General features: G+C 49.6%; 6 protein-coding genes and 1 pseudogene. 4 read left to right on the top strand and 3 right to left on the bottom strand.

Features of this window, described 5'->3' with window-relative positions:
* Positions 1-506 precede the first annotated feature (506 nt).
* Positions 507-3,758, bottom strand: a complete 3,252-nt coding sequence (locus tag V7775_RS12055) for a calcium-binding protein (protein WP_335752148.1) — start codon at positions 3,756-3,758, stop codon at positions 507-509.
* Between the two features lie 396 nt (positions 3,759-4,154).
* Between V7775_RS12055 and V7775_RS12050 the strand changes: the two are divergent.
* The 4 genes and pseudogenes from V7775_RS12050 to V7775_RS12035 form a co-directional block, all read left to right on the top strand.
* Positions 4,155-4,292, top strand: a pseudogene (locus tag V7775_RS12050) (IS3 family transposase); the annotation flags it as partial.
* A gap of 488 nt (positions 4,293-4,780) precedes the next feature.
* A complete protein-coding gene (locus V7775_RS12045; protein WP_335752147.1) occupies positions 4,781-6,130 on the top strand; it encodes an IS1380 family transposase in 1,350 nt (449 codons plus the stop codon).
* A gap of 281 nt (positions 6,131-6,411) precedes the next feature.
* Positions 6,412-8,523, top strand: coding sequence for a peroxidase family protein (locus tag V7775_RS12040; protein ID WP_335752146.1), 2,112 nt, complete (start codon positions 6,412-6,414; stop codon positions 8,521-8,523).
* Positions 8,524-9,004: 481 nt separating this feature from the next.
* Complete coding sequence (locus tag V7775_RS12035) at positions 9,005-10,975, top strand: DUF262 domain-containing protein (protein ID WP_335752145.1); 1,971 nt, start codon at positions 9,005-9,007, stop codon at positions 10,973-10,975.
* A 383-nt stretch (positions 10,976-11,358) separates the two neighbouring features.
* On the opposite strand, the gene V7775_RS12030 is transcribed toward V7775_RS12035, so the two are convergent.
* The gene (locus V7775_RS12030; RefSeq protein WP_335752144.1) at positions 11,359-11,919 is read right to left on the bottom strand and encodes a hypothetical protein; all 561 of its coding nucleotides are present in this window, start codon (positions 11,917-11,919) and stop codon (positions 11,359-11,361) included.
* A gap of 98 nt (positions 11,920-12,017) precedes the next feature.
* A complete protein-coding gene (locus tag V7775_RS12025; protein WP_335752143.1) occupies positions 12,018-12,920 on the bottom strand; it encodes an oxidoreductase in 903 nt (300 codons plus the stop codon).
* Between the last annotated feature and the right edge of the window lie 1,331 nt (positions 12,921-14,251).

Here is a 14,251-nt window from a genome sequence, read left to right as displayed (position 1 = left end):
TAACTCGCAGCCGCAGCGAAAGTCCGGTTTCCGCCCTTCGTATCGACTTGTCTAGCTTGCCTTGACACTTAATGTGCCATACTGAATGATCATACACTCACTTTTACGACGCCGAAGAGACTTGAAATAGCAAAGCAACATCAGGCACTTAAGAGATGTTAGCTCCGGCTCCTACCGTCGGAGCCATTTTACCTAATACTTTAGGTCACTTGGCAGGTTAAGAATGTGAGGCATTCAATCACTACATCTGTTATTAGGCGCATAGTACGCATCTGAAATTGGACAATTTGAGATCCGTGCAATTGATTGCATGGACGAAGCTTGCGTTAGCATCAATAATACTAGGTACAATAGGATCGCTTGGGAAGAACCAGACATTCTCTGCACTTCATCCGAATGACCGCTAAGCGCAGATAGCGACCTTTGCAAAGTGGCATGAACGGCCTTTTGCGGACATTCGCAGGGGGCCGCGACGCTGCGGTGCAGTTTCCCGAACCAACTTGTTTCTAAAATTCCAAACCGTCTAAAATCTGGCCAAAGAATTCAGTCTGCAAATCTGCGTGATCGATCAGTTCTATCAACAAGTCACCCAGATCAATCGTTACGCTATGGTCTGCATTCTGGCGTATGTGATCGCTGATCCATTCTGCTGATGAAGCCCCATTGCCCAAATGATCAAAGCTGCGCAAATCAATTCGATCGCTTTCAACTCCATCGTTCGTATAATCATGCAATCTGTCAGTGCTGGAGTTGGCGTCTGATGTGCGGAACACAAACCAATCGGTACCTGCGCCACCCCAGACGTTGTCCGATCCAGTGCCTGTCAGTATCTTGTCGCGGCCTTCGCCACCATAGATTACATCGTCACCGTGACCGGCATTAATATAATCATTGCCTTGATCGCCATTGATAAGATCATCACCGTTGCCGCCGTAAAGCTTATCATTCTCATCGCCACCATTTAGCGTGTCGTTGCCACTGCCGCCCTTTAGAACATCGCGCGATTCGTGACCCGACAACACATCATTCCCAGAACCCCCGATGATATTATCCACGCCGGTCCCACCAGTCATATTGTCGTGTCCAGACCCACCGTTCATCGTGTTGTTTCCAGCAACGTCAGTCAACGTGTCGTCACCTGTGCTGCCCTCCAAAACGTCATCGCCAATGCCGCCGATCAATATATCATTACCTATTCCGCCGTTGAGTTGATCATCCCCATCACCACCAATTAGAGTGTCCATCCCACTGCCACCAAGAAGAACGTCGCTGCCCTCATCACCAGACAATTCATCGTCGCCATCACCGCCAATAAGCTGGTCATCGCCCGCGCCACCATTGGCCACATCATCTTCAGAGCCCGAGGCAAGTAGGTCGTCACCTTCTCCGCCCGACAACGTATCAAAACCCGAACCACCGTTCAGATTGTCGTTTCCAGTTCCACCATCAAGGACGTCATTCCCTGAACCACCATGCATGATGTCATTGCCAGCACCACCGGACAAATCATCATTCTCTTCGGGCATTAAATTGCCATTGGCATCATAACGATTCCCAAAAACGTCATAGAAATCTCCGGAATTGGGGCTGAGTTGTTCGGAATTCCCCCCAAACAATTCATCATCTCCGTCACCGCCACTCAAAGTATCGTTGCCACTTTGTCCTGCAATCGAATCTTCACCAATGCCACCGAAAGACTGGTCTGCACCAGCGCCATTTTGGATAGTATCGTCATAGCTCACCCCTGCGACGGGCGTAAAATCTAGACTCAGATTTTCTATCAAAACAGCTGGTTCTATCAAAACAGCTGGTTCTATCAAAACAGCTGGTTCTACCGGATCTTCTGGTAAAGCGCACATACTTGGGTCGGGGACAAGAATGGTCACGGTAGGTGACAGAGCCACTTCGTATACCACATTTTCAATGTTAAAGAAGGTAAGGGTTTCACCAGTGTCTAAAAATGTAACAGTACCGTTCTGTGCATTGGCTGGGTCATAGTCGATCGTGTGGTTTAGAGATGTTAGGCCCAAGCCCAGATTCAGCGTGTCCACACCAAAACCGCCATCGATTACATCTCCAGCATTCCCGTAGATGTAGTCAATCCCAGCGCCCGTGGTCACGGTATCACTTCCAGTGCCACTGTCGACCGTGTCATTGCCATCGCCCGTCGTAATCGAGTCGTTACCGGTGCCAGATGTAATATCGAAGTTTTCGATGCCAGCATAAGTCACTACGCCCAATCCAGTAAAGGATCCCGCGTATCCAGCTGTAAAGGTGCCGGCTGGAACACTATTGATCACAGCAGCTGTTGCCGCAGAATAATCTACAATCAGCGTGTCGCTGCCAATCCCGCCCGCAATTACGTCTGTCCCACCGCGAATTAGGATAAGATCATCACCACCACCTACCGTAATGGTATCTACATCGACCCCAGAAACAATCGTGTCGTTTCCTGCACCACTGGTAAACGTGTTGGTCCCATTTCCACCGTCAATGTAGTTACCACCATCTGTTACTGTAATGGTATCAACGTCATTCCCAGCAAAAATGGTATTTTGGCCAAACGTAGCAGTTATTGTGTTGGCCCCATTACCTACGTTAATCAAATTGTTACCGCTGGTAACCGTAATCGTATCGATACCGTCACCTGTACATATGGTATTGTTACCAAATGTAGCGATAATCGTGCTGGCCCCTTCGCCTGTTATGATCGTGTTGTTTCCGGATGTGACCGTGATTGTATCAACGCCAGCACCCGTGACGATCGTCTTGTTTCCAGCCAAACCAGTGATTGTATTGGCACCGTCTCCGCCCAAGACAGTGTCGCTGCCAGATCCCACAAGGATGGTATCGATGCCAGATCCAGTTACAATATAGTTATCTCCACCTGTAGCCACGATCGTGCTTGCGCCATCACCAGTTAAAACCGTGTCGTTTCCCGACCCAACGTTAATGGTGTCAATGCCCCCACCAGTAACAATTTCATTGTTACCATCACCCGCAACGATCGTATTGGCCCCAAGCCCGTTGGCAATGATGATATCGTCGCCACCAGCTGTGGTAAGTGTATTAACCCCGGTTCCGGCCAAGATGGTAAAATGCTCGAACTCACCTCCCGTGATAGTCACTGCTCCAACGCCAGCTCCATTGAAGCCGGTGGTTGTTGAGCCAATTGTTGTTCCAATTCCTGCACTGTAGTCCACAATAAGTCGGTCAATTCCCGCGGTACCAGAAACGATATCAAATCCACCGGACACAGTGGTTACGTTTTCAGAGGGAGTTGGGTCTGAGACACCAGTTGAACGAAGCGTCAATTCGCCAGTTTCACCAGTACCCTGGAACGTGATTTCGTGTGTAGAAAATGTTTCACTGTTGGTATCAATGCTATCGATTACCGCGCCGTTCCATAACACCTCGACTGTGCCACTTAATGCTTCGACATCCGAATTTGAGGCCAAATCAAAGCTAACTTTATAAGTCTCGCCAGTAAACGTGTCTATTGACTGCGTCATGCTCGTATGGCCATCAGCTTCTTGATTGATAGCCCACGCGCCCGTTGCGTTGTATTGCGCAAAGCTCGCGGCATCCTGTGTACCTGTGAGCAAATTCAGCGAAGTAAAGTCACCATAGACTATGTCATCCCCACTGCCAGAATTGATAATATCGTTTCCAGAAAGGGCAAGAATCAAATCCGCATTTTCCGTTCCGTCTAGCGTGTTGAATTCAAATGTACCGTTTTGTTCATTCAGTAAATTCATTGCCATTCTCCGAAGTATGACAGGCTTCAAAGCAACTCTTGGGGGTATGAAGCGAATGCCAAATCCAAGTTAATTGTAACCAATTTAGCTTGTGAAGCACTTCAGAGCTATTTCTAATAGGGCGGTAAACTACAGCATTAGTAGATGTAAGGTATTCCTTAGGATAGGAAGTCAAGCGCTACCTTGCCCTTTAAGTCTGATTTAAAATGAGGCTCTATGTATGCGGTGCGCCGTCCCCATTTTCCAGTCCTCTAATGTGTGAACTTCGTGCCTGTTCCCGGACATTGGGGTACTTTACCCCAGTCCATGATGTCTAACGTCAGCGCCTATGGGTCCAAATAGGGTAAATTGCTAAGAGAGTGTTCTTGGCTCATCGTAGTCACTGAGGAGTGGAAGATGAGACAGACACCTGGAACACGCAAAAGTCCTGGCGAGAAGATCGTCAAAGACATCAAGCGAGCCACCCGCAAACATTATTCGTCCGAAGAGAAGATCCGCATCGTGCTGGATGGTCTGCGGGGCGAGGACAGCATTTGAAACCAATACAGGCAAGTAATTCGCGCTCGCAGCGAAAGTCCGGAATCCGCCCTTTACGTCAAAACGGCATGTCCGCTTTGGGCTGGGAGCTGCCGTTAGACGCCATGTGCATTAATGGCAGCTATGCGCAGATAGCGACCTTTGCAAAGTGACACGAACGGCCCATAGCAGACCCTCGTGACTTTTGCAGTGAACGCCTCCTTCGATCCCAATCCATCGAACGCTGTGATGTGGACGAACGGGGCCAACTGGAGCATGAAGTCCGACTTTAGGTATTTGAACGCGTTTGCAACCTGTTTATGTTAGTATGCTGGGTTGAACATTGATCGAATAGATGGGAACAATCCATAATTATATCAACTCGGGCTGGAGTGTGTTTACCTTGTCTTATCCCGCATTCCCCAAGTAACTTGACATTTTTGCGCCTCTGACAGCTACTAATGTGTTATATTTCAGCATGTTAGTTGGATTGAAGGCGGCAGGTAATGGATCACCCTGAGGGTGCAAGCGAAACGGGTGATGTTCAGCTTGGTTTTGACCGACGGGTGCGGCTGGAATTCCATGGTTCTAAGATCAGTTCAGACGGCGGTTTACTGCTGTTCCGAGAACTCGATGAAGTCCTCGGCCTGCACGACATTGCTGGCGGATTGTTGAGAGATACGCGCACTGGCCATAATCGTCTGCACTCGCTGGTTGGTCTGTTGTGCCAGCCAGTCTTCGGGCGGCTGGCCGGATATGAGGACGTAAATGATGCGGATCGTCTGGCGCTTGATCCGGTGATGCGGCAGGTGGTTGGCGGGCGGGCTGTGGATGCCAAGGCCGCTTCTGCAAGCCAGATGGGACGGTTCGAGACCGAGGTGCTGGCGACGACTGATAATCGCACAGAACTGGCTGATATGTCAGGACAATGGATTGACCGCTTTCACGAGCGCAAGCCGCCGAAGTGGATCACGCTGGACATGGACAGTTCCGTCAGCCCAACCCACGGCGCGCAAGAGGGCACCGCCTGGAACGGTCATTTTGGCTGTATGTGTTATCATCCACTGTTCGTGTTCAACCAATTCGGGCACCTCGAACGTTGCGCCCTGCGTCCCGGCAATGTGCATAGTGCGGGTGATTGGCAGGCGGTTCTGAAGCCGGTCATCGCGCGATATGCAGACGGTCACCTGATGCGGTTCTTTCGGGCCGATTCCGCCTTCGCAATCCCGGAGCTATACAAAACTCTGGAAACAGCGGGCTATTTCTACGCCATCCGGCTTCGCGCCAATCGTGTCCTTCAGGGCAGGATTGGGCATCTGCTCAAGCGCCCAGTCGGACGCCCACCAAAAGGCGTGAAGCGCGTCTACGGCGACTTTGAGTATCAGGCGGCATCCTGGAACAAATCCCGCCGTGTTGTCGCCAAGGTCGAGTGGCATCCCGGCGAGTTGTTCCCGCGCGTCGGCTTTGTTGTGACCAACCTACCCATGGAGCCGGACTGGATCATCCGGTTTTACAATCAGCGTGGCACCGCAGAGCAGCATATCAAGGAAGGCAAGCATGCAATCAACTGGACCCGCTTGTCCTGCAAGGGCAAGGCGCAGAACGAGGTCCGCCTTCAGCTGCACGCACTGGCCTACAATCTCGGTGTCTTCCTGCAAGGCACTGATCTGCCTGAGGAGATGGCTGAATGGTCGCTGACCAGCCTGCAAACCCGTCTAATCAAGATTGGTGCCCGAGTTGTTAGACACGCCCGCGCCATTACCTTCCAACTCGCTGAGGTTGCCGTCAGCGGTGACCTTTTCCGGCGCATACTGACGGCGATCCACGGGCTCCGCGCGCCACCGGCTTCAACATGACGGTATTATCAGCCAAAACCGAACGAACGCGGCTTCACAGATCCGACCAAATGGGTGTCAAACAGACACAAAACCACATTACCCACGCCGCAGAGACCAGACATCGCGCTCAGGTCCTGCGCTGGATGCTTGGGCAAGGAACCAGCAGGCCAAAGAGGGTTGATGGCGACGCAAAACAGCGCCAACATGCACGAGAAGGCATTCTACTTCGGGAATGTCGGAGTAATCTCATGCGACGCTTGAAATGCCTTGTTAGATTCACGATGATTTGAGGACTAATTATGTCAATTAAAACAATCGGCCCATGGACCAGCATTGACGCCGCTACTCCTGATTATATCGATGACGAAGAACATTTGATTTTGTTTCGCCGTGACGAGGTCATCATTTGGAATTTGGAAACCGATCAAATGCGAGGCGCAGTCCAAAAGATAAAGGATACCGAATACGGCCGATTCCACGGTGATCCACCACCAACCCATTTTGACGCTGCCTTTTATCGCGAAAGTTTGGGAGGAAGCATCTATTTGTTTTATGGTGAATATGCTTGTCAGCTCGACCTACAGAACCGCAATATTCAGGCTTGGGATTATCCAGCAGCTAGCATGATTGGTCTCCAGGACATTTCGGTTAAAGATTTGGATGCTGCCATCCAAATTCGAACCGAACACAGAACATTTAATTGCTTTTTTAAGGGCGCTGAATTTTGGAAATCCTATGAAGGCAGCGATGGTGGGGTTGGCACACCTACTTTGCACAAAATTTCGGACGAATGGCCCGGGCTTTTTGAGGGCGGGGTAGATGCAGCGGCAACGTGGAAGAACCGCAAAATCTATTTCTTTAAGGGTGAGAAATTTATCAGCTGGGATGTTGAACGCTGGGCGATTGATCCGGGGTTTCCCAAAAAAATATCAACCGATTGGCTGGGATTTGATCCAGCCAAATATGTCGTAAACACCCCCCATGGATCAAAGGAATTCGGGTCAGGATTTTCACGCCTATTCCCGAAACTTGAGGCGTTGGATCTTAACAAATCTGTTCTTAAAGCCGCTGGTCGTCTTGGTGGCCCGTTTAACGGCCCCGCTAATGACAGCTCGCTACCGCTCGGATTTGTATTTCTGGGCCAGTTTATAGATCACGACATCACGCTTGATGTCACTTCTGCGCTGGATCACAAAAACACACCCGAAGCTATCCAAAACATGCGCACCCCGCGTCTCGATTTGGATTGTGTCTATCGCACTGGACCCGAGGCAAGCCGAGATCTGTATTACCAAAGCCCTAATCGAGCTGGCGATCCCTCGGATATCGCAGTGTTTCGCGATTTGATCAAAACCCGCTCCACGTTGTATTTGAACGAGAGTGAAAATGATTTGCCGCGTAACCATAATGGTGTGGCGCTGATCGGTGATCCGCGTAATGATGACAATCGTTTTGTCAGCCAATTGCATCTGTTGATCATGCAGTTCCATAACCAAGTCGTTGACGCGCTTTTGCAAGATTGCGTTGGATCAATTTACAAGCCGGAGCATCCAGTTGCCGACCGACAATCCGAATTTGTCAATGTGAGTGAAAGTGAAGCGCGCGAAAAATTGTTTGAAGAGGCGCGCAATCTCACACGTTGGCATTTCCAATGGATCGTAGTGCATGAGTTTTTACCTCAAATCGTCGGACAGGAGTTGGTCGACGATATCCGGAACAATGGGCGCAAAATATTCAATGTTCCCCAGGATGCACAAATGCCAGTTGAGTTTTCGGTTGCGGCCTATCGATTTGGCCACACAATGATCCCAGATCAAATCCAATATAATTCAAGCTCCGGCACAAAATCCATTTTCGATCCGATCTATGGGCGCGGGTTTGATCCCAGCCCGACGGGCCTTGGTGCAATCAATTGGGATCTATTTTTTGGCCCAAGTTCACAAAAGAGTGGTGGAGTCGATACGCGGCTAGCAGATTCATTGCTGGAACTACCATTCATTGCTGCAAATGACGAACGCTCCCTTGCCGCACGAAATCTCTTGCGATCACAAAGCTTTGGGCTACCGTCTGGGCAGTCAGTTGCTGATGAGATTGACAAGATTTGCGGAACGAAAATCGAACGCCCTGACCTTACTAAAACTAGTCTAACAGAGGCTTTTGGGACTGAGACCCCACTTTGGGCTTATATTTTAGCAGAAGGTCTCTTAAGCGATCACGATCGACTTGGCCCCGTTGGTGGTCGGATCGTTGCAGAAGTTCTGATCGGACTGTTAGACGCTGATGAAACATCATTTTTGAACGCAGGTGCCGGAGCAACGGGAACATTTAAGCCAAGTCTCGTTGCTTCGCAGACCAGTGTTTGGAACATGTCGACTTTAATCGCTTTTGCTTTGAAAGGGCGTTATACGTAACTTTGGTCCATTTTTTTTTGCACAGTGATCTCGTGCACTTCATTGGTTTGCAAAGTTGGTTTTGTTCTTTCAAGACGGACGATGAAGAATAAAATTGGCTCCGAAATCAGTATTGCGTGAAGTATTGTGGAAACACGAAGCCGCATTGTTCGATCGCTGAGGTCATATAGAGAATGGCCCCTAAAGGTGTCTGATTACTCTAAGTATATTGGATACTGAACTTTTGGAGTAGATTCTGGAAATTCTTGTTGTAGTCGCACTTATATGTGCTGGTATCGAGGTGCTTTAGACGGTGGACGCGGGGCGATACTGGGCGCGTTGCTTGGGCCTATAGGCTTAATTATCACAGCGATAATGCGAGTTTAGAACTCTCTTATCGTTAAAGCGATCCTCTAATTCTCCACTTACCCAGGCTTCCGTTCAGCCAATCGCTTTGACATAAACTGGATTATCAAGTGAAAAAAGTGATACGGTTCTTTGTATGAAAGGCAATATGCCCGCTAAAGCAACGGATAATGGCGAATTTGACGTCGACCAATTAAGGAACAAATCCGAGACACTCATTTCAGAACTCAATGAGTTTATGCAAGGATATCGTATTTTATGTGTAACTCCTGTCATTGAATCGGAAAGCATGTGGGAGCGATACGCTGAGAATGGGCAGGGTGTAGCTTTGAGAATCGAGGCTTATTCCTCAACTAAAATCTCTGGTATTGTGGATCGAATTAACAATTCAATATTTCTACCTGCAATACAACGGCCCTATGTTTGGGAAACATCTCAGATTGTCGCTCTTTTTGACTCTCTCTTGAAGGGGTATCCGATCAGCTCCTTTCTCTTTTGGGAGCTTGATGAGACCAGACGTGCGGATTGGGAGATTTATAAGTTCATTGATAATTTTCGCCAGGGGGGCATGCATAACGAGTTGGCAGAAACAGATGGTCGAGAAATCACTTTAGTTTTAGATGGACAGCAGCGGCTGACTTCTTTGCTGATTGGCCTTCGTGGAACATACACTACTCGCAGAAAATATGCGCGAAAGAAAAACCCAGACGCTTGGACAAAGCAAAGGTTGTATTTGGACCTTCTAAAGTCACCGAAATCTGACGATGAAGACGGCGAATCTGATATTGGCATTTCTTACGGATTGAAGTTCTTTGAGCACATGCCACTAAACAGCTCGGACCATTTATGGTTCAAGGTAGGTGCCATATTAGACTGCACGTCTGATGATGCATTTTATGCTATGGTCGACGGCATCATCGACGACCTACCAAAAGAACTGACGCGTTTCGAAAAACGCACAATCGAGCAAAATCTTGATCGCCTCTACAGGGTGGTTTGGAAGGATGACGTGATCGCCTACTACACTGAGAAAGATCAATCTCTTGACCGTGTTCTCGATATTTTCATTCGAGCAAATGACGGGGGGACAAAATTGTCGAAATCGGACCTGTTGTTGTCCATGATTACTTCGAAATGGAAAGGCGTGAGTGCCCGCCAAGAGATTTTTGACCTCGTAGACTATCTCAATGACGGATTGGATGCACGTAACGATCTGAGCAAAGACTTTCTGATGAAAGCATCGTTAGTCCTAAGCGATTTGGATGTGACTTATAAGGTTAATAATTTTACAAATTTGAACCTATCGATAATAGAAGATAATTGGCCCAAAATTAAAAAGACACTCGAAGCAACGCTCAGATTAGTTAACTCTCTCGGAATCGACAAGGAAACACTAACCTCTACAAATGCGCTAATGCCTATCGCGTACTACTTGCACAACAGCGGACAAACTTTGGATGGCACATCTGCATTCGATGCCAGGAATGCTGTCCTCGTTCAAAAGTTCTTGCTTGGAAGCTTGCTGAACGGAGCCTTTAGCGGAACCTCGGACCAGGCGATCTCCGTCTCTCGAGGATTGATCAAGGAAACACTACGCACCAATGACGACTTTCCCGCTTCTGAGCTTATATTAGGGCTGGCTCGCCGCGGCCGATTGGCGTCCTTTAACGAAGACAATATTCACAGCCTATTCGAAATTTCATATGGAAAGCGAAACTGCTTTCTTGCGCTTAGCTTACTCTACGAAGGTCAACCGTGGGGCACTACAGGCTATCACATTGATCATATTATCCCTCGGTCATTAGCCAACCGAGACAAACTTATGGCAATGAACATTCCAGAACATAAAATTGTTGAAATTCTTGCGAGTGTAGACCGCCTCGGAAATCTGCAGCTTTTGCTTGGGAGAGAGAACCGTGAGAAAAGCGACACTCCATTCGAGCATTGGATCGTTAGCCGTGATGAAGAGTTCGTGCAGAAACAGATGATACCAGAGGATCAATCGCTCTGGAATGTAGAGAAGCTGCCCGAATTTGTCCGTGAGAGGGAAAAAAACATCTCAAAGCGGATCAACTCGCAATACGGACGGTCGCTGCCGTTTGAATGATGCCTTCCACGCTTGTTATCGAAAGCTGACATTGGGTCCAGTTGCAGCGAACGTCTGTTTCTCGCCGATATGACAAATGGCTATGTCCGCTTTGGGCTGGGAGCTGCCATTAGACGGCATTTGCATCGATGGCAGCTTTGCGCAGAAAGCGTACTTTGCAAAGTCGCGCGAACGGCCCAAAATTACCGCTCGCGTTGGCCCCGCACGCTGCGACGCAGCTTCCCCGAAGCAGACATTGATACGTCGCCGCAGCATTATTGAGGAATTAAGGTCGGCTGTGCGGACAAAGTGTGAATTCGCTGCAGCTGCGCCAATGGCGGCTTTACGCATTTATCGACAATTATGATCTCATTTTCTGTCTGATCTTCAAAGGCTCGGTAAGATCAAACCACCACCAGCATATTACCGCCAAGAGACGCCAAATCTCGGAACTGGATTTTTATACCAGCCGAAAAATTGTTTCCCTCTACGCAAATCATCTTGAGATTAGGCGCACTGCGAGCCCATTCCAAGATCGGGCGGGCACCTGCATCTCCAACAGAGCACCCTACAAGTCCCAATGCTGTCATGGACGCCGGGTAGGCAGTGGCTAATGTGGCAGCACCAACGTCTCCCAATTCTGGGTTATAGCTTGCGCTGAAGGACCTAAGGGAAAGCGCATTTCCAGCATTAGCTCGCAACATTCCGTCCGCTAAAACCTGTGCATCTGCTTGTTTTAACCCTGCGCGCCGCAGATGCAGATCAAATCCGGCCTGTGATCCGATTACTGCTTCCAATCTATCAGCAGCAGCCAGACAACCAGGCGTTCCAATTGATCGCAGAGCAGTGATGAGATTGGTTGGGTTCATCTGAGCACTTTCGTTTCCTGCGGCTTTGGCCGCCGTGGGCAAGACGGTAGCATAGGTTGCAATACCGCAAACGCCTGCAAACGCAGTTGATAGCACTCTGCGCCTAGACACGCGCGGCGGTTCAAATTGCTGATCTCGCATAAACCTTGCCTCATTAAAAAATGTTATACTCTTGGCCGATGTTCTGGCAGTTCTTAGGGAAAGGCAATGCCCGTCGCGTCCTGCCCAACCTCCCAAAGCCGCTTCGCAACGCCAGCATCCCGCGCGGAGGCGTCGATCTCGCCAATCGCGGGGAAACCGCCCAATTCGCCCGGACCATCGGGCCCATAATAATCTCCCTGCATAACATTCTCCCCTGTCGCAGCGAGCAATGTCGGCAGCGCACCCTGCCAAGCCTCCATGAAAGTCATTTTCGCAAGCATTGCAGGGTCAACATGTCGTTGCAGTTCCGTTTTTGTGAACCCGGGATGACAGGCGACGGATAGCACGGACGCCGCTTTTGCATCAACGCGGCGCGCAAGTTCCAAGGTGAACAGAAGGTCAGCCAATTTACTTTGGTAGTACTCGCGCTTTTGATCGTAGGGTTTTTCCAGCCGCAAGTTGTCAAAATCGATCTGCGCGCCCCTATGTGCAATGCTGCTGAGCGTCACAACCCTTGAACCAGCCGTCGATTGCAAACGATCAAAAAGGAGCCCGGTCAGCGCAAAATGACCCAAGAAGTTGACCCCGAACTGGCTCTCGAAACCGTCTTCAGTCTTGCCCTCAGGCGGCATCATCACGCCTGCATTGTTAATAAGAACATCCAGCTTTGGATGGGAAATTCTAAATTGTTCTGAGAACTGCTTTACGGACGCCAAACTTGCCAGATCGACAATTCTGGCCTCAACATGTCCAGCTACCCCTTCAGCTTCGATGCTTTTGATGGCTTGCTCGATCCTGCCGGGGTTTCGACCTGCAATAACAACGTGCGCACCGGCTTTCGCCAGAGCCAAGGCCGCATAGTAGCCTATCCCGGAATTCCCCCCTGTAATCAGGATTGTCTTGCCGTCTTGGCTTGGGAGATTTTGGTCAATCCAATGTTGGAATTCTGAGGTCATTTAAGAAGCTTTCTACATTGGTTCTTTGGCCTGTATATCTGCGTAACAGTTCCAACTTTAAATGTCAGCTTCTTGTGGTTCACTGCCATTGGTCGTTTCCGCAGCATCCGGTAGAATGGGCTCACTGCCGCCGTTAGCTGCGTTTGCACATCGAAAAAACTGGATCACAGCCCCGAGCGTCCGCTTTCATCATGTTGCCCAATTGGATTTGCGGGCGCAGTGAATGGCGGCTCTCCGCCCTTCATGTCACCAAGTTGCTTAGTGAAACTGATCCAACAGCCACTATGAGGCATAAAGCCTGTACCAGTGCCGATTAGCCAACATCATCGCCTTGACTGCTAACCCTACACCAAAGGCAACCACACCCCCTAAAGCGGCATTCTAGCCCACTCAGAACGTGATTTAGCTCCAAGGAAACACCCCCTACGACGGACACTGACCTACCACTCCCTGAATGTAACGCGCCACGAAAGAAGGGTTGAAAGACAGTGCGCGATGACTCACCAGAATTCGGTTCCCAGTCGTCAGATACAACCGCTAGAGCATTTTGACTTCAAACGGGAACGGCCAACCATTTCTAGGCTTGGGCCACCCTATCAAATGTGCCTCGTACACGCGTCGTCGAAACATTTGACCGTCCCCCCCAAGCTCTTCAACAAGCTGATAAGAAGCATAGAGTAGATAAGACTGGGCAAGGTAGTTCCCGTATGCCGCATCATGGTACATTCGCATGAGGAACATCCATCGACTATAATTTTCATCGCAAATGTCCTCAGGCCGCTCCAATCGAGGCAGTCCATTCTTAACAGGAAGATTCAACCAAACCTGTTCGTCATTTGATCCATCATTGCCCGGCAAAGTTCACATACCCACCCCAATCGCAAAGCCATAGAGGCCCGTTGTTCGACAATCATAGGCCATTAAGCCACCCAACGCTACCAAAGGCAGAGTCAGCACCTAAAAGGGCATTCTAGTAAGCGCAAAACGGCTAGCTGATCTAATTCAACCACACCAGAACCTCACAAGGGCTGCAGCGTAGTCAATTTTCTTTGCCATAGTGCATGTCGACCAACTGCCCGAGCTCAGTATGGCAATCGCATGCTGACATCCGTGCCGCTTGCAGCATCGGTCGAAGTGGGCTCACTGCCGCCATTCGCCGCGTTTGCACAACAGAAAAAACGGGCTGATGCCCTGAGCGTCCGCTTTCTTCGCGCGGCTCTTTCGATCTCGCGCTTGCAGCGAAGGGCTGCTCTCCGCCGATGTGACAAATGGCTATGTCTCCTTTGGGCTGGGAGTTGCCGTTAGACGCCAATTGGATCAACGGCAGCTAT

The sequence above is a fragment of the Sulfitobacter sp. genome (assembly GCF_036960155.1).
Classification (GTDB): Bacteria; Pseudomonadota; Alphaproteobacteria; order Rhodobacterales; family Rhodobacteraceae; genus Sulfitobacter.
The sequence above is the reverse complement of the archived record's forward strand: the minus strand, read 5'-3'. Positions and strand labels throughout refer to the sequence as shown.

What these genes read in the sequence shown, in the direction of transcription:
- V7775_RS12055 (WP_335752148.1), bottom strand. Translation starts at nt 3,758, where the DNA reads ATGAATTTACTGAATGAACAAAACGGTACATTTGAATTCAACACGCTA.
- V7775_RS12045 (WP_335752147.1), top strand. Translation starts at nt 4,781, where the DNA reads ATGGATCACCCTGAGGGTGCAAGCGAAACGGGTGATGTTCAGCTTGGT.
- V7775_RS12040 (WP_335752146.1), top strand. Translation starts at nt 6,412, where the DNA reads ATGTCAATTAAAACAATCGGCCCATGGACCAGCATTGACGCCGCTACT.
- V7775_RS12035 (WP_335752145.1), top strand. Translation starts at nt 9,005, where the DNA reads ATGAAAGGCAATATGCCCGCTAAAGCAACGGATAATGGCGAATTTGAC.
- V7775_RS12025 (WP_335752143.1), bottom strand. Translation starts at nt 12,920, where the DNA reads ATGACCTCAGAATTCCAACATTGGATTGACCAAAATCTCCCAAGCCAA.